We start from the raw sequence: 25,417 nt of genomic DNA, 5'->3' as shown, positions 1-25,417 counted from the left end.
CTGGAAGCTTAGTGACATCGAGCGTATGGGTAATGTGACCGGAAAGGTATTTGATGACAGAGAAAGACCATGACTGCCTAACGGTGACACATTCGATTCCATGTGTATTGTAAATTATGTCGACTCAACTCTGAATAAGCCAACACAACCTGAACTGCGCCATGAGGCTCAGCGCGTCAGAGCGACGACGGCAATGTCGGCATTCAGGTTAGGGTCGTCGATGACCTCTTTCCCGCTTTTTGAGTTAAAGTAGATCGCCTCTAGGATGTGAATCCCACGATGTGCACATAGTTCCTGAAAATCGAGAATCGACGGAAACCGGCGGTTCGGTGTGTCGTGCCAGTCGTAGGCATACAGTCCCTCCTCTTTAGGAAGTCGACCCTCCCGTAGGAAGGTCTCACGCATCGGCGCATGGGCGAAGTTTGGAAAGCTCACGATTCCGCGCCGCCCAATCCGGACGACTTCATCGAGCACGCCTGCCACATCGACGATCGACTGCAGGGTCTGCGACAAAAGCGCGACCTCGAAACCCTGGTCAGGGACCGCCGAGAGCCCCTTGTCAAGATCCGCGTGAATGACAAGATGTCCGCGTTCAATACATTCGATGACCTGCCCCTGATCCCGCTCGATGCCAAGCAGCGGTCTGTATCCCCGGTCACGTAATATGGACAGGAGCTCCCCGTTCCCACAGCCGAGATCCACGACACTCGCGTTTTCAGGCATAAGACGGAGAATCATGTCGTAGTCGAGGCGTTGACCATGGAAGATGCTTGTCGGTTGGTCGCTACGAGATTCGTAAGGAATGGACAGGGAAATAGTGGGTGGAGGATCACATGAGAGAAAGGCACGGATCATTCGACCTCCGTCTTCCATAGTGTTCTCTAGCAAGAACGAGTCATGACCGGCTGGACTCTCAATCTCACAACTGCTTACGGGTTTAGCTTGCGTCACGAGTGCATCGATAAGCTGACGCGATGCTGATGCCGGATACAGCCAATCGCTCGAGAAACTTAAAAACAACCATCGGCAGGTGGAGGGTGTCAGTGAGCGTGTTAGTTTCTGTTCACTGTCGCCGAGATCGAACAGGTCCATCGCGGTGGATAACGTGATGTAGCTGTTCGCATCGAAACGTTCGACGAAGCGATCGCCTTGGTGTGCCAAGTAGGAGCCGACGGAGAAGGTACTCTCGAAAGCCGAGTCAACCGATCGAGGTTGTAATCGAGTGGGATCGAATTTCGCCCGCATCGACGCATCGGAGAGATACGTGATATGCGCCAGCATGCGCGCCAGCGCAAGGCCCGCTTCGGGTGCAGGTCCAGTGTAATACTGACCTCCGGCGAAATTCGGATCGTGGCGAATCGCATTGCGGCCCACAACATCGAAGGCAATGCCCTGGGAGCTCAGCCGTGCAGAAGCCGAGAGCACGATGCTTGAGGCGACGACTTCAGGATGATCGATTGCCCAGGTCAATACCTGTAATCCACCAAGCGATCCGCCAATGACTGAATGGAGACGTGAAATCCGGAGATGGTCAACGAGGCGGCGTTGGACCGCGACCATGTCGCGAACGGTGATAATCGGAAAATTAGCACCGTAGGATTGCGTGCCTCCCGGACTCATAAAGTTCGGCCCCGTGGTTCCTCGACAACCGCCCAGCACATTCGAACAGATCACAAAATACCGATCGGTATCGATAGGTTTGCCAGGACCGACGACAATCTCCCACCAGCCCGGTGTATCATTCTCGTCGTGCCGAACGACGTGAGAATCTCCGCTCAAGGCATGACAAATGAGGATGGCATTGCTGCATTCATGATTGAGCGTGCCCCAGGTCTCATAGCAGAGAGTCACCTGCTCAAGCCGGCCGCCATTCTCAAGCTCTAACGCTTCAGGTGAAATCCAGGTCTGCGCGTAAGGGAGAGGGGGACCGTTCCGCTGGACAACTGAACTCGATGGCAGGCTCACAACATAACCTCAGCAATTTCGTTCAGCCTAACGACTGGCCTGTAACGCGTGATCCAGATCGGCGATGATGTCATCAGCGTCCTCGATGCCGATGGAGAGGCGGATATACTCTGGGGAGACGCCAGCCTTGACTTGTTCTTCTGGTGTGAGCTGTTGGTGGGTCGTTGACGCTGGATGAATCACGAGCGTTTTCGCGTCACCAATATTGGCGAGGTGGCTTGCTAACTGAATGTTTTCGATGAACTTCTTACCGGCCGATTCTCCTCCCTTAATGCCGAATCCCAGTACGGCGCCCGCGCCAGCGGTCAGATACTTTTGGGCCGTCTTGTAGTGCGAGTGGGTTTCAAGGCCTGGATAGTTGACCCATTCCACGCGGTCGTGCGCTTCAAGAAACTTGGCGGCAGCCAACGTGTTCTCGCAATGACGTGGCATTCGCAAGTGTAAGGTTTCGAGGCCCTGCAAGGTCAGGAACGACGCAAAGGGGCTCATCGCGGCACCGGTATCGCGGAGCCAATGTGTTCGCATGTGTAGGATGTACGCGATATTGCCCATGGGACGCAGGACTTCTTCAAACACGGCGCCATGGTATGAAGGTGATGGTGCGCAGAATTCCGGCCAGCGCTCAGGATTCTCGGCCCATGGAAAATGTGCGCTGTCAATGACCGCACCGCCGACGTGTACGCCGTGGCCGCCGATGAACTTTGTGGTTGAGTAGGTCACGATGTCGACCCCGTGTTCAATTGGGCGCAAGAGAATTGGGGTCATCAAGGTGTTATCACAGATCGTTGGAAGACCTTGTGCATGCGCCGCATCCGTGATCATCTTGAAATCAGGGACGTCGTTTTTTGGGTTACCGATGCTCTCGAAGAATACACAGCGAGTATTACCATCGGTCAGCGTCGCAATCTGTTCAGGTTTGTCCGCATCAAAAAATCTGACCTCGATTCCAAGGTTCTTGAGCGTTGTCGTAAAGAGCGTCCATGTCCCACCGTAGAGACTGGTTGATGACAGAAAGTTCTGGCCTGCATGACAGATCGTGAGTAATGCAGCCATCGTTGCGGACTGGCCTGACGCAAAGCACAATGCCGCAGCTCCACCGTCCATGGCCGCAAGACGCTTTTCGAGTACGTCGTTGGTCGGATTCATGATCCGGCTGTAGATGTTCCCGAACTCAGACAAATTAAATAAATTGGCGGCATGCTGGGTATCGTTAAACACATAGGATGTCGTGGCATAGATCGGGACCGCACGCGCATTCGTCGTTGGGTCAGGTGTCTGGCCAGCATGCACGGCCATGGTTCCGAGACCTGGGGATTTGCTGTCGCTCATGGTTTCTCTCCTGTCCTTGGTGGAATAAGAAATATGACCGGGGCGCGGGAATGAAAAGTACCAAGGATGTCAGGGGAGGTCAAATGCGTGATTTCGCTGCCAGGGCTTGGCACAACAATGAGAGTGATCAGCTTTTGCAAGAACGGATGGTTTCGAGCGCAGTGCTTGTCTCCCAGCCTATCGGCTCAACTCTGGAATTGTTTTTGGTCGAACAAGCAAACAGCTGAGACAGGGGTATACGCCAACATGAACGTTGAGGAAATATATTAAAGGATCCGATGGGCCAGGAATAATAGAACTGTGCTTAACGCTTAGTGCTCATAGGAAAAAAATGGTGACGCGGAGCCATGACCAAGCCTAAACGAAAACATACGATTTATAACGCTCATGTTCTAAGATGAAGTGCCCCACAGCAATCTTCTCATTTCGCAAATCGGCCACATGATTTGTGCCCCTACAAGGCGATCTGTTGCTTTCGATTCCAACAACCTGACCGTCCATGCCGAGAGCGTATAAATCTTTGTCATTATTCTTCAAGATATTGGCATACGGTACAGGAACGCTTTCGCGTGGCATGCCTGACAGGTCGAGAGTCGCAACTATCCGTCTTGAGTCGTACGGTACGTTCAATCGCCAACCAGATCTGAATTGTCTTTGTACACGCTGCGTATTGACGCAAGTACCTGCCAGTTCTTCTGTGTTCTTCGACTTTCTTGGCAACGCTAGCAGGGATAGAACCCACTTCGCTCTTTCCTGTTTATACAACATACAGAATTTTACAGATTTCTTTGGGTGCATGCTGGTCGAGACTTTATGTACCCGCTTGAACTCCCGATAACGATATAGAGGAATGCTGTTGAATTTACAGGAACTATTGGCATTCGAACGCTCTGCCTATCCATTCGACGAGGTGCTCCAGTCAGGCAGTGTTGGGCGTTCTCGTATAACTATGAATTGTGGTGACATCATGAATGTTTACTCCCGTCTATTTGCCTATGTTTTCCTAGGATACAGCCTCTTCCTTAGTGGCTGTGGTGTTGAGACATCCTATGGAGATGTTGAATCGTATCTCTCTGTTTCGATGACTATTGATTCCAAGAATGACATAGAGCCTATTCAACCAATTCCGTTACTGAAAACGCTGAATCCATTGAAGGTCTCACTTGGTGAACGACTCTTTCATGATCCGCGTTTGTCCCATGACAATACCATTGCCTGTGCCAGTTGCCATGATCTGGCGAAAGGTGGGACGGATCAAGCGTACCGTTCTATTGGCATCAATGGGGCAGTCGGTGGCATCAATACTCCCACGGTGTTTAACAGCGGATTGAATGTTCGCCAGTTTTGGGATGGACGAGCGCGGACATTAGAAGATCAAATAGATGGGCCTACTCAGCATCCAGCAGAAATGGGATCGACCTGGCCTGAGATTATCGAAAAATTACAACAAGATGCGGGCTACCAAAAAATCTTTGGCATGCTGTATGTCGATGGCATAACACCAGAAACGGTTAAAGATGCAATTGCGACATTTGAACGATCGCTTCTTACACCGCATTCACGGTTCGATCAATATTTGCGGGGCGATCATGACGCAATTACGGCGTTCGAAAAAAAAGGCTACTCCCTCTTTAAAGGCTATGGCTGTGTGGCCTGCCACCAAGGAGCCAATATCGGAAGTAATCTTTTTCAACGATTCGAAGTAGTAGAACACAAAAATAATTCAGGAGACAGCGCATCCAGCTATCAAGAACAGAACCGTGCGCATGACAAGCATCGTCACTTTGTGAAAGTGCCAAGCCTACGATTGGCCGTACTCACCCCTCCGTACTTTCATGATGGTTCGGCGCAAACGATTGAGGAAGCCGTGCAGTTGATGGGCCAATACCAACTCAAGCGAGTGCTCACAGAGGCTGAGGTCGAGGCCATTGTTGCTTTTCTTTATACCCTGCCAGGGCAATACCAAGGTCAATTGCTATGAAGCGGATTGAAGTGAAACATGCGATTCTCTTATTTGGCATGATCCTCTGCCTCACATTTCTGTATATCCAAGTCCAGGCGCACAATTCGCACCATCATCAGCAGCGCATGTTGGTGCTTCATAAGATGAAGCATTGGGAAACGCTGATCAATCAAGATATTCTACGAGTCCAAACTGGATTATTAGCACATTATGATACGTTGAGAATTGGGATGAGTCAGCTATGGGATGGATACGACCTTGTGACGCACGGTCCATTGGATATGACTCAATTAGGCGTTCCAGCATTCAAGATACAGTTAGAATCTTACGAACGACAACTTCAAGAAAAAGAGAAGCAATTGAGAGAGTTTAAGACTCAACATTCTACACTCCGCAATTCACTGCTCTTTTTCCCCATGGCCATGGAGGACCTTCTTTCGACCATGGAGCAACAGCAATTCCCTCTCGCGCAGAGACTCAAGGCCGAACACATTCTGAATCTGATGTTGGTGTATATTCAGCAACCTGATCCCTCGAAGAAGCAGACTCTCCAAGCACAGTTTGAGACATTCAGTTTCCCAACACATCTTGAACAGGAGAGCATACAAGCCCAATTAGATGGTGTTGTTGAACACGCGGCCATTATTTTGGCTCATCAGGATGAGGTGCAAACACTGGCTCGCCATATCATCACCTCTGGATCTGATCGCAAATTGCAGTACCTCACTCATGACTATGTTACGTATCGAGAATCTCAGGTCCAAGAACGCGAGAGGTATCTGACTCTCATGTATCTTCTGGGGATTACGCTCATTGGCTATGTGGCGTTTTTAATTGTGCGGTTACAATTGTCCGCACACCGACTTGATAGAGCGAATAATGAACTTGAACAGCGCGTGGCGGAACGTACGAAGGAATTGGCATCTGTCGTCAAGACCTTGGAAGATGAAGTGTGTGAAAGAAAACAAGCTGAAGAACAACTCGCGATTGCTAGAGATAAAGCCCTGGCGGCGATGGATGCGAAGTCCACATTTCTTGCGACGATGAGTCACGAAATTCGCACACCGATGAATGGCGTTATCGGGATGACCGGACTGCTGATGGAGACATCATTGTCTCAAGAGCAACAGCACTATGCAGAAATTGTTCGTTCGTCTGGAGAATTTTTACTAACGGTGATTAATGACATTCTAGATTTCTCAAAAATTGAAGCCGGAAAAGTTGAGCTGGAATCGATAGATTTTGATTTGCGCGTGGCTGTGGAAGATACATTAGAACTGCTTGCTGAAAAGGCGACAACAAAAAATATTGAACTTGTGGGGTGGGTGTTTGCTGATGTTCCGACAACCGTGCAAGGCGATCCCGGTCGCTTGCGGCAAATCCTGATGAATCTTATCGGGAATGCCATAAAGTTTACGGACATGGGGTATGTCAGAGTTCAAGCCTTAAAGGTAGAAGAACGCGAGCAGGATGTAATGGTTCGATTCGAGGTCACGGATACTGGAGTCGGGATCACTCCAGAAGCGGTCGAACGGCTGTTTCAGCCCTTTTCACAAGCTGATAATTCCACCACTAGAAAATATGGAGGAACTGGATTAGGGTTGGCAATCTGTAAACAGTTGGTCCAGCAAATGGGCGGGGAGTTGGGCGTGCATACGACACTCGGTAAAGGGAGTCAGTTTTGGTTTACGATCAAGTTAGGGAAGCAAGCTCATCCCGTACAACTGGATAGCAAGTCGACTGTCTCCTTACAAGGGATTCGAGTGTGCTGTGTAGATGATCAGGAGATCAATCGATTGTTAGTGATGCAATATTGTGTGGACTGGGGGATGGAGGGGGTAGAAGCGGCGACCCCCACGGACGCTCTGAAAATCTTAAGAGTTGCAGTGGAGGAAGGCAAGCCCTTTGACCTGGCTATTGTTGATATGAAGATGCCTGAGATGGATGGCATGCGTTTAGCCCAAACGATTAAAGCCGATCCAGCCATCGCGGGTACAAAGTTAATTTTAGTCACCTCGCTGGGAAGACGTGGTGATGCAGCATTAGCACGTAAGGTTGGTTTTTCTGGATATTTCACGAAACCTGTGAGGAAAGCTCAACTCTTGGCATCTTTGAAATTGGTCATTGAACAAACCGAAGCTGAGGTATCGAGTGGCACATTGATCACACAGCACACGGTACGAGAGCTGGAGGCACAGCAGGGTGCGCGAATACTTGTGGCGGACGATCATACGGTTAATCAGCAACTCGCAGTCCTGATGCTGGAGAAACTTGGACATCGCGTCGATGTGGTTGCCAATGGGTTAGAAGCTGTGGAAGCACTCTCAAGGAAAGCCTATGATGTGGTCTTGATGGATTGTCAAATGCCAGAGATGGATGGCTATGACGCAACGCAGAAAATTCGGGAAAGTGAAGCCACTATAGACACTCCAGAGATTGAGGGCGACGCCGCGCGATCAGATGGAAGTGCCCAAAAACATACGACCATCATTGCCATGACAGCCAATGCCATGCAAGGGGATCGAGAAAAATGTCTCGCCGCAGGAATGGACGACTATATATCAAAACCAATCAATAAAGTGGCGTTAGAAAAAGTTTTGGCACTATGGCTTCCAATAAATCGAAACTCCTCGAAGACGGAACCGGTTCATGTGAGCGATCACACCTCACAATAAAGAGTGCCGAACTCAATTCTTTCCCCTGTACTTGGCTGCGCCAATATTTCTTCGCGTTTCATCTCTGAATTGAACACACGCCCATTGAATGCAACGTCTTCCATGCATGAAATAAGAGTAGGACCATAGTTCAAAACCAACTATCAACCTCATCGTCTAGCTCAGCCTTACAGGTTTTCAGTTGTTTATTGTACCGCATGGCACGCCGCTTCACTTTCTTGGCGACCCCTTTCAGCCAGGGCTTTCGTTGATAGGTCTTTCGCTGATATCCGCCACGCCCTTCATGATAGGCTAAAAATTTTTACTCTTATCAATCTACCTATTTATTAATGTACATCAAATTCAAGAAACCAATATCCCTATACCCTATTTGAGGGGTTGGCAAAAATATCCAAAGATCGTAACAATTAATTCTCGGGTCTGTGAGTATGCTGTGGCCATGAAGATGAGAGGAATCTTCGGGTATTGCTTTAGTTTATAGAAGTTTCTTCTGTTAAGCGTCGTTGAAATATTCTGATACAGGTAAGTAAGTGATTAATAGTGAGTAGCTTGTGATTCGAAATTCATTGGACTATCAATCCCATAAAAAGAAAGTGCACATTTATAGGGCCCTCATTTGGGTAGTGACATTTCTTCTACTAGGTGGATGTGCGAGCTCACCGACACCAACGCCAAAGTCTTCACCCGAAACGGATGCGTCATATGGAGTGCCGTATAGTTACGCAAAGAATGTCTTAACTGCCTATAAGAACATTGTGATCCTTCCTCTACAATTTTCCGTCTATGAAACGTCGGTGGGTGAAGTCTCTGAGAAAATCCCCGACTGGTCTGAACAGGCAAAAGGTCATTTATTGAAATCTATAAAGGCCGCCACCCATTCGCCGGAGTTGAATACCGTGACAGATCTGACTGTGGAGCAATTGTCTTCTGTGCAAACCGAGATGCTGTCGGAAACACAAGCTCTTTTTGACGTGGTCGGACAGAGTGTTTGGCAACATGTCCAAAGCACGGGGGCAGCACATTTTGCGGGTCGGTCGATTGCTGATTACACCCTTGGTGCGGATATTTCAACTCTTCATCCAGACGCGGATGCGTATGTCTTGTTCCATGGGCTGGATCAAGTTTCTACAGGTGGACGTATCGCCAAAAAAGTGGTCACGTCAATTCTCTTAGCTGCATTGGGAGTCGCGGTGGTGCCAGCAGGAGGGCTTACAAAAGGTACGATGGGAGTGGTCGATGCCAAGACTGGCAAGCTCTTGTGGTTGAGTACATTGGCATTTCAGGGAAAGTATGACATCAGAACTGGAGAAGGCGCAAATGCGTTTATCAAACATCTAACATGGAAGTCACGAGAGTCGTGAGACCCAAGCGAATGATGAGATGGACAATGATACGGATTGTGACCGTCATGACGCTGGGGTCGTATATCACAGGGTGTACTGGCTCAGGCCTGCACCCTTTTGGGTCCAGTGAGCAAATGGCGATGACCTTACATGAAGACGAACAACGAATTTGGGATCAATCCCAAGAAGAACAGGTCCGTTTGGATCAGAGTGATCATGTCTATGACAATGAGGAGATTACAGCATATGTGAATCAAGTCGCCGCAAAATTGGTACCCTCTAATCTGAAGGATATGGGTTTCCACGCGCAGGTCCAGGTGTTACGTAATCCTATGCTTAATGCCTTTGCGTTTCCGCATGGCGTCATCTATCTCCATACCGGAATCCTCGCACGCATGGAAAATGAAGCACAATTGGCCACCTTATTAGGGCATGAGTTCACGCATGCGAGTCATCGACATGCAATTCAAAGTATGCGTTCCATAAAGTCCACTTCTGACACGCTTGGTACCCTTGGGGTCGTCTTCGTCCCGTTTGGTCTTTTAGGAGGCTTAGCGATGGTCTTAGGCAATGTTGCAGGAGTTGCGGCGGTAACTGGCTATTCGCGTTCCTTTGAGGCGGAAGCAGATCGAGTAGGGTTGGACCTTGTGGTCGCGGCAGGATACGACCCCCATGAATCACCAAAGTTGTTTGAACATTTAAAGCATGATCTCGAGGAACAAGATCTTGATGAAGCATTTTTCTTTGGCACGCATCCTCGTTTAAATGATCGGATTGAGGAATATCAGGAGATTCTCGAAGAACGATATGCCACACAATCTGGTGTCACGAATCAAGAAACATTTCTTACCGTCATGCAGCCGTTGTTTCTGGATAATGCGAAGCTGGATGTAGCGAGTGGTCGGTTTGCTTCGGCAGAGGCAGGGATTCAACGGTATCTCTCACGTCACCCTCATGATGCAGAGGGTTATTATTGGCTAGGGGAGGTGTACCGACAGCGTGGAGAAGAGGGTGATGAAGAGAAGGCCATTCAGACGTTCTCTCATGCGGTCGAATTATTTCCGAGTTTTGCCGACCCTCATCGAAGTTTAGGAATCATGCATTTTAAACGTGAACAGTGGAATGACGCGGAAAGTCATTTGAGACAGTATCTCTCTCTTTCCCCAGCGGCATCGGATCGGGAGTTTATTCAAAGCTATGTCAAGCAATTACAACAGAAATAATCTTTGGGCCCTCAGTTTAGTCGTCCTGGTGATTAGTGGCTGTATGTCACCAACTTGGGAACCCGTCAAGGGGCAGCTCCAAGAAGAAGAGTTGAAGGTAGAGGTTGTTCCTCCACAGGGATGGTACAGATTTCGGGATTCGAGTGACGATATTATTTTCACCAAGCATGGGCTAGAGCTTCAGCACATACGTGTGTCAAAACGACTTCTGGTCGACCTCAATGAAGATACGAAAAAAAAGCTGTCAGCAAAAATGCTGCCCCATGAAGTAGCGAATTGGGTCAATGATGGTTTTCTCGCTAATCCGAGCTTCATGAATCAGCATGTGTTGAAAGTTCGCTTAGCCAACATTGTCGGTCGTTCTGGCTATCGATTGCTTCTGTCTTTCAAGACGACGGAAGGTTTGACCTATCGAGTTCTTCAATACGGGTATCTTGATAAAGAAACTCTGGTTCAATTGTCGTATGTAGCGGTGAGCCGTGCCTATTTTGATCAAGCAGTCTCCACCTTTGAACAAGTCGTTGCGTCATTTCAGGAGATGCAGGAAACTCCCGAAACGTAAAATTGAGAATAGGGAGGAAATTGAAGATGAAATGGATAGTCTTAGGGCAGCTATCGTGAATGTAACCCGTTTCTCATAGACCGGATGTGATTCAATCAATAGGTTTATTCAAAACCAGCTATCAACTTCATCGTCTAGCTCAGCCTTACAGGTTTTCAGTTGTTTATTGTACCGCATGGCACGCCGCCGCACTTTCTTGCCGACACCTTTCAGCCAGGGCTTTCGTTGATAGGTCTTTCGCTGATATCCGCCACGCCCTTCATGATAGGCTAAATACTGCCGATAGGCATCCCACTTGGAAAGCTTGAGCCGTTTCTGCGTCCCGTCCGTGTACCAGCCAATAAAATCAATCGCGTCTTCGAACTCATCACGATCGGCTCCCCAATTATCCGTGTCTTCCAGATATTCCTCCCATGCAGGATCCTGCGCCTGTGCATATCCATAGGCGGACGAATTTCTCGGCAACGGAATAATCCATAAGAACCACTCACGTGGAGGCTGCGCATCATCGATAAAGCGTGATTCCTGGTGCATGAAGGCCATCATGATATACATGGGCGTGCCCCATTTTTCTTGCGCATCACGAGCCGCTTCATACCAGTCCGTTTCACCAAAGAAAATATGGCAAATGTTATCGGGGTTACTCGGTATATACGTGGCGCACCCCGAGAGCAACATGGCGGTGCTGACAATAAGGATTCGTATGATAGACATGCTTACGGTATTGAGTGGATTCCGATTCACGCAAGAGACGTGTTGAGTGAGTATATCAAATGATTTAAGACCTCTGTGAACTCACCACGAGTGAACCAAAGGTCCATTGGTTTCTTGCGAATGTGCGAAACAAACTTCTTCAATATTCTATAATTTGAAATGACTTGTTCTGTAAGCCTCTCAGTCTCCAGGCAGACTTCACATACACCAATTGACAAGTTATTTCCAAATGATATCTTAGTGGTATTCATTGGGGTACGTTCGTTTAAACATATTGTTTTATGTAGATTCCTAAGCACGTATTTTTAAAAGAACACGATGCCTATGGATATGGCCTAGAAATGGCATGTCCTTTTTTCAATCTCTGGGTAAAACATACTGTTCACTGCGTATTCGTAGCCACGAAAGGTGTGGCGAGCATTCTTGTGAAAATTATATTATGATTTATCGAAGAAAATCTATTTCGCAAAAATGACAGTACAGAATTTAATCGATACTTAAAAATATGGGCGGGGAGGGATGTGCTCAATCGCGCCTGATCGTTCGAGCGAAATTGCACGACAAAGTGCTTCATCCAACCGAACGCTCGCTCATCATAAGCCGGGATTAAGTGGTTGGCTCGTACGAGGGGGAAATCCTGCTGAGTAAGATGTTCTGCGCGGCTTGTCACTCTTCATATCGAAGAGACTAAAAATAATCGAATGCCTATTGATGGCGAGCAGAATAGTCTGCAAACGATTTTAATCTGAACCTATAGCAATTCTATTCTTTATGAGGAGCGGGAATTGATAGCAGGCAAGATAAGACGTAACCTCTTATTATTCGATACAAATACGAAAGCAAAGTAACGAGAGAATACCATGCTACAATTCAACGTATGAAGGGCGACACTTGGAAGCATGTGCACTGATTCACTTGTCCTTATTTTTAGAAAATATAAATATATAAAACTAGATTTGACCCCATGGCATGTTCATCATGATATGGGTCATGATCCGAGCCATCATCTCACGTCTATTTGTCGTCCCGTTTCCAGGGTCGCATTCAGACATGCTTCATCTTACGTCTGACAGCTTTGCTGCCGAAGACACACAACACTTACTCGTCCTCGGACCTCCTGGATCCGGCAAATCCTCCTTGCACAAAGAGAATGTCAAACTAGAATTGTGTGACATCATTGACATCCGAAAGATCAGTACTCCGGAAGCATGGAGGGTTGAGGAGTACCGAGCCTTGGTCAGTAAAAAGCCCATCATTGTTCTTGACCACTTTGAACATGCGTTCGGGTCTCCTGCCCATGACCAAAACAAATGGAATTTAATCGAACGATTGCTCACTGAAAACAAGACGCTCCACATTCTTTCCAGCGTTAACCCTTTAAGCGATATCCCATCTCGACTCCGACTCCCGGGTGTGCATGAAACGGGAAGCCAGGGCAAACTTGACAAAGAAAACGGCAATGTCGAATATTCATCGATGCCTCTAGCAGCAGACCGTCCCCTTGACTGGGCAAGTTTATTACGAGGTTTTGCCTTGTGTTATTACCGGAAACCTTTCGCTCGCCTCAAGAATACTGAGGAAGGGGACGCAACTGCTAAACTTCAACACTTCCAGGAGGAAGCCGCTGAAGATAAACACCTTCATCGTCTTGGGGAATGGGTGCTAGGAAAAAACAGAGAATTAGATGGATGGGGGGACGCCGATATCGTTCCGCAATGGCTGGGCCTGGCTAAACCGTATTATCAGGCTAGGTGGGAATCCTGTACGTTAGAAGAACAACTAGCCCTGTTTCATCTCGCCAAAGATGGGTTTCTCCATGCTCACCATCCTGAGTTTCCTCGCCTATTCTTGAAAGGGCTCGTTCAGCTAACACCTAATTTACGATTGATGAATGACAGTTTCCGATTGTTTATTTTGTCGGCAGGGTTTAAGGCGCAGCTAGATAGATTCAAACACGAACAGATTCATAGCACATGGAAATCCTTGAAACAGCCGCTGATGTTGGTGCTAGCTGTGGTGGTGCTTTTCCTATTCGGAACCCAAGAGGAATTAAAAACTTCTTTCAATGCCGTCTTGGGCGTGCTTCCGTTCTTGCTCCCCATCCTTTCTGAATTGCTTGGCCATATGGGACAGCGAGCCGAAGGTGAGCAATCCAGTTAAGAAAGATTTACCCAGCCTCACTGGTCAAAAAATCAGTAAGGTTGTTGTGCAAAACCCTGAGAAATGCGTTCTGATAATACACAGGAAAAAGCCGGGCAAGAGTTCGCGTGGATTTTCAAAACCAGCTATCAACCTCATCGTCTAACTCCGCCTTGCAGGTTTTGAGTTGTTGGTTATACCGCATGGCACGCCGCTTCACTTTCTTGGCGACACTTTTCAGCCAGGGCTTTCGTTGATACGTCTTTCGCTGATACCCGCCACGCCCTTCATGATAGGCTAAATACTGCCGATAGGCATCCCACTTCGAAAGCTTGAGCCGTTTCTGCGTCCCGTCTGTGTACCAGCCAATAAAATCAATCGCATCTTCAAAGTCATCACGATCGGCCCCCCAATTATCCGTCTCTTCCCGATAGTCTTCCCACGCAGGATCCTGCGCCTGCGCATATCCATAGGCAGACGAATCTCGCGGCAACGGAATAATCCATAAGAACCACTCACGGGGTGGCTGCGCGTCATCGATAAATCGCGACTCTTGGTGCATGAAGGCCATCATCACGTAGATTGGCGTGCCCCATTTTTCTTGCGCATCACGAGCCGCTTCATACCAGTCCGTTTCACCAAAGAAAATATGGCAAATGTTATCGGGGTTGCTCGGGATATACGTAACGCAACCCGAGAGCAACATGGCGGTGCCGACGACAATGATTTGTATGATCTGCATGCTAAAGTATTAAATGAATTCCGATTCACGTAAGAGACGTGTTGAGTGAGTATATCAAATGATTTAGAAATCGTGTGAACTCACGACAGTGAATCGTCAAGCAGTTTTTTGCGAATATGCGAAACAAACTTCTTCAGTCTTCTATACTTTGAAATGACTTGTTCTGTAAGTCTTAGCCTCCAGGCAGATTGACAAGTTATTTCCGAATGATATCTTAGTGCTATTCATTGGGACACGTTCGTTTCGAGATATTGTTTTATCTAGATTCTTGAGCACGTATTTTCAAAAGAACATAAGGCCTATGAATCTGGCCTAAAAATGGCATGTCATTTTTTCAATCGCAGAACACTACATACGGTTCTCAGTGTATTCGCAGCCACGGAAAGGTGAGGCGAGCATTCGTGTAAAAGATAATATTGTGATTTATCGAAGAAAATCTATTTCGCAAAAATGACAGTACAGAATTAAATCGATACTAAAAAATATGGGCGGGGAGGGATGTGCGCAATCGCGCCTAATCATTCGAGTGAATTTGCACGACGAAATGATTTATCCAATTGAACGCTCACCCACAAGAAATCTGGATTTGTAGGAATGAGATTGGGTGACAATGAATTAATCAAGGGCTAATCTATGAATATTGTTCTAGTTGTTGGGTAGCAGTGGATACTGCCATTGATGATTGGTATATCGCCACTTAAGTAAACATTATAGAGAATTGACAAGGTCGAGGAGCAGGCATCACTAGTTCTGACGCAGTCGCGTATTCAATTCGACGAAAGATGTAAGCCCATTTCTTTTAGATGATTAATTTAAGTAACTCGTTACCAAAAAGTATTCCTGAGCTTGATTTGCGTTGTTCTGTAGCAGGGACAAGATCAGGCATCATTGCTTTGTTACTTTCAATGCTTGCGATGTCTTTAGTGCCTGCGCTACAAGGTGTCAAGGCGTTAAATGCTCTTGAAGAATATGTGGTTCTCAGAGCTAATCTTGAACTAGCCATTAACCTTTTTGAAGGAACCCCATGCTGGCGTCAGATTAGGGGAAGTGAAATTGGTCAAAAAGCAGCTAAGGTGTGGAACCTTGATGAATTTGTTGATCATCCTTTTCCCTGCTTTGGAGATCTTCCGAGCAGTGCTAGTAGTAATTCTGACCTAAAGAAAAAGAAAGAAGTCATTCCTCAGATCCTAAAAGAAGACGATGCCACAAAACTCAGAGATTCCCTTGCTCCGCTCCCTAAGCCTACAGGATTCAGAGTTCAAGTCCAAAAAAGTGAGCCCTTATATTCTTTGAAATTAGTTAATTTAGCGCTCGACAATCTTGATAACCAAAACCTTTTAGAAAAAGCCAAATCTGTCGCTTCATATAAATTAAAGCATTCTATTATTAGATGGGAAACTCTCCGAACTCGGTTGATTTTGAAGAAGGTTGAAGGTTTTGTCAAATACGAATTTAAAAAAGAATCTGCTAAATCAAGTCATTTGACTTCTTCATATAAATTCTCAATGAGTGGGGCAAAGCATTCAGAAATATTGACATATGAAACTGCTAGACAGTTGGCTAAGTATGAAGTTCCTGATATGAAGCTGATTGATGAAATAAGAGAGCAAAAGGCTTGGGTTCGTTTACCCCGGAATCCACTCCTTCTGCAACCTGCAGTAGGTGCTACCTTTTTGGAGTTCTCCATGTTTCTTTCGGTTGCGTATTATTGGCTAATTCTACAAGAAGCAAGACAGTCAAAATTTTATCCAGCTCCTGGAACGCTTTTTAGGATGTTTTCACGCACAAGATTTTCTCAAAGTATATTTCTAATTTTTGTATTACTCCCTTGTGTCTCTGCAATAATACTAGCCCAGGAGTCGAACACGATAAATTTTTCAAATATTGAGTGGATTGAGGGCATTTCTTTGAGTCTGGATTGGATCTTCGCTTGGCTTATTGTCATTATTTCAATTGCCATTCTAGGCATGACTTTTGGGGATGCTTATCATGCCAATCGAAAAGATAAGTTGCCAGATAATGAGCTTCGGTCTTAATGAGCTGTTCTTGGCTTTGGGTAGAGTAGAGAACTGGCACTGACTTGGAGCTGCTCTCGAACGGTTCGGTGCACGCACCTACTTTGGACCTCAGCAGGCAAGACTGGCCAGCCCTCCCTCATCAAACCGTGCATGCAGTTTTCCCGCACACGGCTTTCCGATGTTCTTCACACCAAGGCATGCGCCGAGCGTCAGCTCGGTCCCACAGGAACCTTGAAAATGGGGTCAAGTCACTTGTTTTAGAATGAATAGTTGCTCCTCAATTGGCGATATTGGTATTAGGGTCAGATCTAGTTCTATACAATATTCCTGTAAGGAAATATTTTCAAAGCATCGACAGAAAGATGGGTGAGACGTTTATTTTGGCCCACATTTGCCCATCAAATCGTTCCAACTCCACGTAGTGTTATGCTGTAATTGCCCTTGGCAATTAAGCTGATCTCTGGTAATGTATATACAAGTGAAATGCATGTGGAGGCATGGAAATGAGTGCACATAATCTATTGCGTAAAGCTAAGCCCGTCAATGTTCGAGAGGCCCAGGCCCAGCTCTCGAAGCTGATCAAGTCGAAATCTCCTTCGATGGTTCTCTCCCATGGCAAGCCGGTTTCATTTCTCGTTCCTTATGACGACATGCTGGATTTAGTGGAAACCCTTGACGAATTAAAAGACAAGAAAACGCTCGGCGAAATCGAACGTGCGCGAAAGGAGTATTCACAGGGAAAAGCCGTTCCGGCGGAGCAGCTCTTCAAGAAAATGGGTTTCTAGATGGCGTACGAAATCGTCTTCCCAAGTGAACGGGTTGAGCGCCTCTTCCAAAAATTCTTAACAAAGATTCCTCCCAACTCCCAAGAAACCATCATTGGTGCCATTCGATCATTCAGTACTCATCCACGACCACAAGGTAAGCGTATTAAAAAGTTATCCGGCGAGCTAATTGTGTCACAATTTGTTGCGCAGTACAGGCTGCGGGTGGATTCGTACCGTGTGTTATACGATATTGACGAGCAACGGAAAAATGTTGTGCTCCTGAAACTCGCAAAGCGAGATGAACAGACATACAACTAAAGAGTAAGTATGCGCTTGTTTCTTTTTTTTACTTCTAGGTGCCCTATGTCTGTAAAAGGATTGAGTCAAGTGTATACACGAGTCTAAGGCTATATTAGATAGAGAGTTGGGTGATCGGCCTGAAGTTAACGCCGATGATGCAATACTCATTAGAATCTTAACGGATCACAGGGGAAATCATGTTTGGAATCATTCGCAATATTGAAGGTGAAAGGATCGACTATACATTCCATCGAGGCGATCCAGAGAAGAAGGATATCGTTATTATGGGGCATGGGGTCACGGGCAATAAAGATCGCCCATTTGTTGTTGCGCTGGCTGAAGCATTGTCAACCGACGGTATTCCAGCGCTCAGAATGTCGTTTTCCGGCAACGGCAATTCGGAAGGACGATTCGCGGACTCCACGATCTCAAAGGAAGTGGAAGACCTGGGTTGCGTGATCGACGCGCTTGCCGGATGGAACATCCTGTATGTTGGGCATAGCATGGGCGGAGCTGTCGGAGTTCTTCGGGCAAGCACTGACACTCGCATTGTCGGACTCGTTTCACTTGCCGGAATGGTGCATACGAAAGCATTCACGCAGCGCGAGTTCAGTGATGTGACGCCGGATACGGGCTGTATGTGGGACGAGCCGACATGTCCGCTGTCGCAGGCGTTTATTGATGACACCGAGGCCATTGGAACCGTTCTTCCCCGCGCTCCGTCAATTCAGGTTCCCTGGCTGCTTGTCCACGGAACCGAGGATGACGTGGTTCCCTTCCAGGACTCGCTCGACATTTACGAACAAGCCAATGACCCCAAGCAGCTCGTACAGATCGAAGAGGCAGACCACGTGTTCTCCGAGCACACACTGGAGATGGTCAAGATCGTACATGAATGGGTTCGGGGGCAGGTCGGAGGCAGTTAAGTCCGTCTTGTTTCAGATGAGGCAGCGAAATCCAATCAGCAACATTGTCGGGATAGAGAGATGAGCCGTCGCATAGCTTTTAGGGCAGTGCTGCCATTCATTTTTCCTCTTTGAGTTGATACATCTCGTGGCATGTTAGACATTTGCTCGTGATAGCCGATAAGCGCTGAAGGATGTGCTGAGTTGTTGTCCCAGCAATGATTATATCTGCCAGTTCGTCGAAATCACGATGTACCGACATTCCGAGCTGCTTCATAGGAAGTGGAAGCTTGAGCAGGAGGGTGAGATTGTCATCGGCCGCCATCTTCATCCCTGCCGAGCGGGCAGCTTCTGCTGCTTGTGCATGTCCTTGAGTTGGCTCAGTATCACTCAATCCCGTCACGATCCCATTCACAGCCCGTAACAGTTGCCGCATTTCCGTCAGAATAAAGTCACGTTCGACTGGCGTAAGCAGCACAGCGGTTCGACCATCGGGAGAAGGAGCCGTTGCTCCATTGATAAAAACCCAACCCAGTACCCCAGCGCTGATCAACCAGAGTACAAGAGCGATTCGGCCAAGATATTTTGAGAATACAGTTGGAAATGACAATTGGAGTCTCCTGAGAAATTTGAGTTATGCGTGGATTTTAAGCATGAGTGTAGGGATAAGACTACATCATTAGTAGGTCAATCATATGGAGTCTATAGCCGATTCAATTAACTTCCGTACCCTTGAAGCGTTTGATACCGCGTTGAAAGTCTTCATGGTTTAACTGGAACTTATTTGGATTCGCTATAGTATAGCTCTTGTCCACTGCGTTGTCTGCGTATATCACGAAATGGCCCCTGATACAGACAGTGATGGAGGGTAAATTTGTCGTAATTATCAAAATGATACCGTTCTTTCCTTACCCTTTCCAAAGACAACGTTCTCTGCAAAAAATTCTAAAATTGCTCAAGTCCTTTTGTCTAAAACGGCTTTCATGTATAACCCTAGACGTTTGTGTGAAATGTCGCCTTCTAAAATGAGGGGTTTGACTTGGTATGATGGTAGTTGAATCCTGGCCAATCAATTGATGAGCCGACTGATATGTCGAGGTCATTTTGATGCCTGCTGATATCGATAAATTCTAGTAGGATAGATTATACGTACGCTTGTGAGTTGTACTCCAGATATGACCCATAAGGCATCTTGAAGCTAAGCACGAGGTTGATCATCTTTCAAAATTCGTTCGGGGATAACGAATAGATGAATAGTGTAGGTACGTGATTCATCATGGTATTTTTCGACGCTTGTTACGACGGGATACACATAACATGGTGCTTGTGCATTCAAGTTGTGGAATGGTTTCCAGGTTAGATTATATCCTCCCTTGCCAATACGAAATGCCCAAATCTCACTCGCTAGTTCGTCGGCCCATTCCATGTTTGAATTTGGATCATTAGTGGTAGACTTCCAGTACTGGAACATCTGATCTAATGTGATATTGTCTTCGATAGTTTTCTCTAAATCTGTGAAACCAAAATGCCTCAGTCCAAAGTCAATTCCACCTGAAACTGTAAGAGATTGTCTTAGTATCTGAGCGAAGTCTTGCTTTTCAGATTTGGTGTCGTGTTCTAGGCATTTAGTATAGTTCTCATAGGAAAGACGGAAACAGATCTGTGACCATCTCGGTTCTTCCTCATATGGCTCTGGTTTACGTTCAGAAATTGGCTTACTCCTATGCTCTTCCAGCATGGCATACAGATCATTAGCCTCACTTTTGGTATAGGCTTTCCACGGTTGTGATTTTTCGAGCTGAACTGCGGCATAACCAGGAAAGAAATTAGGTTTATGGAATAGATTATCAATGAATTTTTGTACTTCTAATATATTACGCGTGTCCACAAAGAAATGACACATCCCAGCTGGAATCCGAATATTTGGTGAGTCTTCCAGGACTTGAAGCACTATTGTATTGGTCGGAACTTGAGGGCCATGTGCCGTACCGATCTCAGAATCACATTGGCCCCAATCAGCATTTGTGTCGGTGAACAATAAAATAACAAGGTGACATTCCCAAAGGAAATTGACGATTTCGCGACCAGAAGAACTCACAGTTTCTCCCGAAGGTTTCTTTGAATGCGACAACATGACTTTGAAAAAGCTCCAACTCTCAATCTTATCTTTTAACTTTTCAGCTAATGCAATATCTTCCACTCGAGAAGAAATAAAGATGCTCAGTTCGGGCACTGTTTGGTTTACAGGTTTTAAGTCTGCTGAACCTAACTTGGTTGCGGTTTCACTCAGCTGCAGATATAGCTGCTGGCTCTGATTTTCGATATAATCGTTATGGCTCTGTTTTTTGAACCCTTCCTCTTCAGGATCAGGGGAAACTGGAGGATGCCCAGGGAAGAAGCTATCTTTGGTGAAAAGCGAATGTACAAAACGACGTATTTCAATTTCCTCTAAAGGGACTCTCATACTTGATTGTCCAATGCTCGGTTCATCTTCAAAGATCTGAAATGTAACGATACGTGGAGGATTCGAGAGTGTTTCAGCTATTCCAATTTCTCGAGCGACCCACTGCCAGTTGTGGCTTGAACGTGTAAAGATGTGAATTAATAAATTACAGTTACTAAGGTTTTCCTTAACGCTTTGTTCAATATTGTCCCCAGGAACTACACCCCCTTCGGGTCTCGAAGAAGCAAAAATGTGATCTGTACTGAATCCCCATTCTCGTAGTCTTTCTGTAATAACGGAAGCAAATTCACCATCAGCATGCCGATGGCTAATGAACACTTTTAGTTGTTGAAGGTCAGCCGCAATCACTTGTGATATCTCAGAATTGCTTGAAAGGTTACTTATGTCGGTTGTAACTGACATGGTTCCTGCTCCTTCTAATGCCTTGCTGACAATGTTGGTGGCTAGATGATAATGCTGAACGGTATCTCATTGATTGTTCTTGAGGAAACAAAGTGCACAAAGTAGACCATTGTATAATACTGCGTAAAAAAATAGTTTTTCCTTACTTTAAAAATGATGACTTCCTAGAAAGACCTAGGCTACTTGCAAGAAAGATACATTTTGTATCTAAATTGATAGTTTGAATTTTGACATTTTTTTATGAGAGTCTAGGTTCAAGGGAGAATTCCAGGGTATTTGTATTTACTCCCAATTATTATTGAGGTGGGTGCCTTAAGAGGAAGAAAGGAACGTAACTAGATAGTCTGTTTGAATGTATATTTTGTTATATTCTTCCTTGTGATCTGGAGTGAAGGACCACCATGTCCTACCATCGAGGTAGGTTTCACATCTGTTTCTGTCTTACATCATTTAATTCCTGTGTAAACTATGTTCGAGTATCGACGAATGTTACTCACTATTATCCTCCCTTGGCTTCTTTCCGTAGAGGGGGAATATTGAGTGAGGGAAAGATTGAGTGAGGGAAAGATTGATCAGTTTGTCTTGCTTCGAACTGTTTTAATTGAGAGTGAAATGTATTTTCGTGGATTGTCTAATGTGTAATCTGCACAAACTTATTGGGATTGCCGACATTCCAATTGGTGAGCAGACTGATATGGGCAAATCTACCTTGATGTACCGACAAAGGTATCAATAGTTTTCAGATAGATGATTACCCCGAAAGACCTAAGGCTAAAGTGAAGAAGGTGAGTACCTTTGAATATGTTGGTGAATATCGGTATGGTCTGTCTTGTCTCGTTGAAACCTCAAGCGTTGTGATGTTTACCTTTTTCTGAACGTGGAGATTGTATGAAAAACCTCAGCCCCTTCGCTGGAAAACCACCCGAACCTTCCATGCTTGCCAATATTCCTCGATTAGTAACCGCCTATTACACCGGTCGTCCAGACCCGTCGGTGCCCGAGCAACGAGTAGCTTTCGGGACATCGGGGCATCGTGGTTCCTCGTTGAAGCTGTCATTTAATGAAGCTCATATTTTTGCAACGGCTCAGGCTATCTGTCTGTACCGTCAGCAACAGCGCATTGACGGACCGCTCTTTTTAGGAATGGATACGCATGCGCTTTCAGAGCCTGCGTTGGTCAGTACGCTGGAAGTGTTGGCTGCCAATGGTGTAGTGGTGATGGTGGACCGTGATAACGGGTACACGCCGACTCCGGTTATTTCCCATGCCATCCTGACCTACAATCGAGACCGGAAGCGAGGAGTCGCCGATGGCATCGTGATTACTCCTTCACATAACCCACCTGAAGATGGCGGATTTAAGTACAACCCGCCCCATGGCGGTCCGGCTGATTCCGACGTGACTGCGTGGATTGAAAAACAAGCCAATGCGTTACTGGCGGATGACCTACGCGGGGTGAGACGCATTTCGTATGAGAAGGCCTGCCGTGCATCGACCACCAAGCCGTATGACTATGTGGGTTCGTTTGTTGAAGATTTAGGCTCAGTAATCGACATGGAACTGATCCGGGGTGCGCAACTGTCCATTGGAGTTGACCCGCTTGGTGGAGCGGGTGTGGCCTATTGGGGACCCATATCCGAGCGATATCAGTTTGCCGTTACTGTCGTGCATGAAGAGGTGGATCCCACGTTTCGCTTTATGAACCTGGACTGGGATGGGAAGATTCGTATGGACTGCTCTTCCCCGCATGCCATGGCCGGGCTTATTGCCTTGAAGGATCGTTTTGATATTGCGTTTGCGAATGATACCGATCACGACCGGCATGGGATTGTGACCCGGAGTGCGGGGTTAATGAATCCCAACCATTATCTCGCGGTGGCTATTTCTTATCTGTTCACCCAGCGCTCTGGCTGGGGGAAGGATGCTGCGGTTGGGAAGACGGTCGTTAGTAGCGGGATGATTGATCGAGTGGCTGCCAAGTTAGGACGACGTCTCGTTGAAGTACCGGTCGGATTTAAGTGGTTTGTGAATGGACTGCGTGATGGCTCTATTGGTTTTGGGGGTGAAGAGAGTGCCGGGGCCTCGTTCCTTCGTCGTGACGGAACGGTGTGGACAACGGACAAAGATGGAATCATCATGGATCTGTTGGCGGCAGAGATGATGGCTTCTAGCGGTCGTGATCCGGGGCAACTGTATCTCGATCTCACGAAAGAGCTAGGAACTCCAGTGTACGAACGCATTGATGCGCCAGCCACGCCTGCGCAGAAGGCCATTCTCAAGAAACTGACGCCTCAGCAGATTCAGGCATCGGAATTAGCGGGGGAGAAGATCACCAACATTGTGACCGAGGCGCCGGGAACGGGCAGTGCGATTGGTGGCTTGAAAGTAATGACCGAAAATGGATGGTTTGCCGCTCGCCCGTCGGGAACGGAAGATGTCTATAAGATTTATGCAGAGAGCTTTCGAGGCGAGCCGCATCTCAGAGCAATTCAAGAAGAAGCGCAGGCTTTGATTGCAAAGGTCTTGGCGTCGGCATCATAGTAGGAGGTGACATCTCAAGTCAGAATATGTATAGCGAATCCAAATACGTTCCAAACGGAAAAATAGAACTATAGCGAATCCTCATATCAGTATGCTTGACCACGATACATGCAAGGCCTCGTGGTCTTCACATACATTTGACATCATCACTCAATAATCCAACTGCCCTCTGGATTATAGGTGTCCAAGTCTAGTTGAGCCACCCTGACTTTCCCTGCGGAATTATAGCGAAACCTAATAACTTCCACCCGAATTGACATCATATACACAGCGCAAAAACACACGTCGTACAGACTAAAGTAAATTGGAACGGCTATAAGGACTTCAAGGTATCGAAGTTCATGGATCGGCTATAGCTCCGCGCTGTACAACGTTTGAATCAGCGGAAGTTATTGGAAATGGCTATAGAGGAGTCGATTCTCTATGGGTTTCCTGAAGTGGTCGATCTTGAGACGCTGACGCCCTGAGGCGCTAGGGGGCCAGTAAGTGAAATATGACTGAACCGAGGGAAATGATCATCGCCGCAAGACTGAACTGGAAGGCGCGTTGATAATGTGATTTGGTCTCTATGGCAGACTGTTCGAGCGCGGCAACGGTGTGTTGCAATTGTTCGGCGAGTTCTTTGACATGGGTGGCGTTTTGAGAGGCGGCCGCTTGTAACTCACGAATCTGTTTTTGCAAGACGTCGGTTTGATCCGCTGTGGCATTCGCTCCTTTTTTTGTAAAAGCTGGAGCCGTGGCCGAAATAATTGTCCCGATGTGTGGAAGCACTGCCTTGAGCGCTGGAATGAACCATGTAGCCATAAACATATCCTTATTTTACTCCACACCATCAACTTTGACGAATGACTCTACACAATATGCTGTACCCGTTGACGTGTGTCAAAGCCGTGACGATGAAGCGACAGCGATATTCAACCCTTTTGTATGAGGTGCTGATTATCATATGATTTTTACACATCTTGATCAGTATTCAAGAACACTCGGTATAGGGAAATCAACACGACAACTCAGTCCTTGATGAATTCAGCAGATGCATGAGCGGATAACTGAGAAGAGGAGATCGATGGGGTTACTATTTCAAGCGGAATTCCTCAATGCAGGATTAAGGAATTCCGCTATGCTCGTTGTGCAAGGCTATTTAATTCGCTGCATCTTCCATTTCTTCACCAGCGTCTTGGATATCTTCGCCGGCACCCTCTAGGGTATTACATCCAGTGGAAAACAAAAACACGGCTAGCAACAACATTCCCCAAGCTCCGATCTTCTTTGTCGGCATGTGAATCTCCTTATGATGAATAGAATGAATAAATCACGCCCACCAGTTTAGCATTATAGCCGTTCCAATTTACTTCCGTCTGTACG

General features: G+C 46.7%; 19 protein-coding genes and 1 pseudogene. 11 read left to right on the top strand and 9 right to left on the bottom strand.

The window, feature by feature from the left end:
- Nucleotides 1-168: 168 nt before the first annotated feature.
- Both metX and ACWHX8_RS10340 read right to left on the bottom strand, forming a co-directional pair.
- Complete coding sequence (metX, locus tag ACWHX8_RS10345; RefSeq protein ID WP_447968047.1) at nt 169-1,965, bottom strand: homoserine O-acetyltransferase MetX; 1,797 nt, start codon at nt 1,963-1,965, stop codon at nt 169-171.
- A gap of 27 nt (nt 1,966-1,992) precedes the next feature.
- Nucleotides 1,993-3,294 (bottom strand): O-acetylhomoserine aminocarboxypropyltransferase/cysteine synthase family protein, encoded by a 1,302-nt coding sequence (locus ACWHX8_RS10340; RefSeq protein WP_447968046.1) that lies wholly within the window; start codon nt 3,292-3,294, stop codon nt 1,993-1,995.
- Nucleotides 3,295-4,261: 967 nt separating this feature from the next.
- Here ACWHX8_RS10340 and ACWHX8_RS10335 point away from each other — a divergent pair.
- Nucleotides 4,262-5,275: a cytochrome-c peroxidase gene (locus ACWHX8_RS10335; protein WP_447968045.1), complete on the top strand. Its 1,014-nt coding sequence runs from the start codon at nt 4,262-4,264 to the stop codon at nt 5,273-5,275.
- Nucleotides 5,272-7,932 (top strand): response regulator, encoded by a 2,661-nt coding sequence (locus ACWHX8_RS10330; RefSeq protein WP_447968044.1) that lies wholly within the window; start codon nt 5,272-5,274, stop codon nt 7,930-7,932. The genes ACWHX8_RS10335 and ACWHX8_RS10330 overlap by 4 nt, the downstream gene beginning before the upstream one ends.
- A 130-nt stretch (nt 7,933-8,062) precedes the next feature.
- Here the strand turns inward: ACWHX8_RS10330 and ACWHX8_RS10325 are convergent.
- Nucleotides 8,063-8,218, bottom strand: a pseudogene (locus ACWHX8_RS10325) (transglycosylase SLT domain-containing protein); the annotation flags it as partial.
- 265 nt (nt 8,219-8,483) lie between these two features.
- On the opposite strand from ACWHX8_RS10325, the gene ACWHX8_RS10320 reads away from it, so the two are divergent.
- Genes ACWHX8_RS10320 through ACWHX8_RS10310 form a run of 3 tightly spaced genes read left to right on the top strand, consistent with a single transcriptional unit; the run spans nt 8,484 to nt 11,060 of the window.
- Nucleotides 8,484-9,293, top strand: coding sequence for a hypothetical protein (locus ACWHX8_RS10320; RefSeq protein WP_447968043.1), 810 nt, complete (start codon nt 8,484-8,486; stop codon nt 9,291-9,293).
- A 26-nt stretch (nt 9,294-9,319) separates the two neighbouring features.
- Nucleotides 9,320-10,498, top strand: coding sequence for a M48 family metalloprotease (locus tag ACWHX8_RS10315; RefSeq protein ID WP_447968042.1), 1,179 nt, complete (start codon nt 9,320-9,322; stop codon nt 10,496-10,498).
- A 43-nt stretch (nt 10,499-10,541) separates the two neighbouring features.
- Complete coding sequence (locus ACWHX8_RS10310) at nt 10,542-11,060, top strand: hypothetical protein (protein ID WP_447968041.1); 519 nt, start codon at nt 10,542-10,544, stop codon at nt 11,058-11,060.
- 108 nt (nt 11,061-11,168) lie between these two features.
- Here ACWHX8_RS10310 and ACWHX8_RS10305 read toward each other — a convergent pair whose 3' ends face one another.
- On the bottom strand, nt 11,169-11,774 hold the full coding sequence (locus ACWHX8_RS10305) for a transglycosylase SLT domain-containing protein (protein WP_447968040.1): 606 nt from the start codon (nt 11,772-11,774) through the stop codon (nt 11,169-11,171).
- 978 nt (nt 11,775-12,752) lie between these two features.
- Here ACWHX8_RS10305 and ACWHX8_RS10300 point away from each other — a divergent pair.
- Entirely contained in the window at nt 12,753-13,934 is a 1,182-nt protein-coding gene (locus ACWHX8_RS10300; protein WP_447968039.1) for a hypothetical protein, read from the top strand.
- 115 nt (nt 13,935-14,049) lie between these two features.
- Here the strand turns inward: ACWHX8_RS10300 and ACWHX8_RS10295 are convergent, their stop codons facing one another.
- Nucleotides 14,050-14,655, bottom strand: coding sequence for a transglycosylase SLT domain-containing protein (locus tag ACWHX8_RS10295; RefSeq protein WP_447968038.1), 606 nt, complete (start codon nt 14,653-14,655; stop codon nt 14,050-14,052).
- Nucleotides 14,656-15,458: 803 nt separating this feature from the next.
- Between ACWHX8_RS10295 and ACWHX8_RS10290 the strand changes: the two genes are divergently transcribed.
- From ACWHX8_RS10290 to ACWHX8_RS10275, 4 genes are all read left to right on the top strand, one after another.
- Entirely contained in the window at nt 15,459-16,691 is a 1,233-nt protein-coding gene (locus ACWHX8_RS10290) for a hypothetical protein (RefSeq protein WP_447968037.1), read from the top strand.
- 485 nt (nt 16,692-17,176) lie between these two features.
- Complete coding sequence (locus tag ACWHX8_RS10285; protein ID WP_447968036.1) at nt 17,177-17,458, top strand: type II toxin-antitoxin system Phd/YefM family antitoxin; 282 nt, start codon at nt 17,177-17,179, stop codon at nt 17,456-17,458.
- The gene (locus tag ACWHX8_RS10280; protein WP_447968035.1) at nt 17,459-17,758 is read left to right on the top strand and encodes a type II toxin-antitoxin system RelE family toxin; all 300 of its coding nucleotides are present in this window, start codon (nt 17,459-17,461) and stop codon (nt 17,756-17,758) included.
- Nucleotides 17,759-17,937: 179 nt separating this feature from the next.
- Nucleotides 17,938-18,666, top strand: a complete 729-nt coding sequence (locus ACWHX8_RS10275; RefSeq protein ID WP_447968034.1) for an alpha/beta hydrolase — start codon at nt 17,938-17,940, stop codon at nt 18,664-18,666.
- A 97-nt stretch (nt 18,667-18,763) separates the two neighbouring features.
- On the opposite strand, the gene ACWHX8_RS10270 is transcribed toward ACWHX8_RS10275, so the two are convergent.
- Together ACWHX8_RS10270 and ACWHX8_RS10265 are read right to left on the bottom strand one after the other, a co-directional pair.
- Complete coding sequence (locus tag ACWHX8_RS10270; RefSeq protein WP_447968033.1) at nt 18,764-19,255, bottom strand: hypothetical protein; 492 nt, start codon at nt 19,253-19,255, stop codon at nt 18,764-18,766.
- Between the two features lie 588 nt (nt 19,256-19,843).
- Nucleotides 19,844-21,511 carry a toll/interleukin-1 receptor domain-containing protein gene (locus ACWHX8_RS10265; RefSeq protein ID WP_447968032.1) on the bottom strand — a complete coding sequence of 556 codons (1,668 nt, stop codon included), beginning with the start codon at nt 21,509-21,511 and terminating at the stop codon, nt 19,844-19,846.
- 888 nt (nt 21,512-22,399) lie between these two features.
- Between ACWHX8_RS10265 and pgm the strand changes: the two genes are divergently transcribed.
- Nucleotides 22,400-24,052: a phosphoglucomutase (alpha-D-glucose-1,6-bisphosphate-dependent) gene (gene pgm / locus ACWHX8_RS10260; protein WP_447968031.1), complete on the top strand. Its 1,653-nt coding sequence runs from the start codon at nt 22,400-22,402 to the stop codon at nt 24,050-24,052.
- A gap of 471 nt (nt 24,053-24,523) precedes the next feature.
- On the opposite strand, the gene ACWHX8_RS10255 is transcribed toward pgm, so the two are convergent.
- Nucleotides 24,524-24,856 (bottom strand): hypothetical protein, encoded by a 333-nt coding sequence (locus ACWHX8_RS10255; protein WP_447968030.1) that lies wholly within the window; start codon nt 24,854-24,856, stop codon nt 24,524-24,526.
- A gap of 337 nt (nt 24,857-25,193) precedes the next feature.
- Entirely contained in the window at nt 25,194-25,331 is a 138-nt protein-coding gene (locus ACWHX8_RS10250; RefSeq protein WP_447968029.1) for an entericidin A/B family lipoprotein, read from the bottom strand.
- Nucleotides 25,332-25,417 lie beyond the last annotated feature (86 nt).

The sequence above is a fragment of the Nitrospira sp. M1 genome (assembly GCF_965152605.1).
Note: the sequence above shows the minus strand (reverse complement) of the source record. Positions and strands in the feature narration are given on the sequence as shown.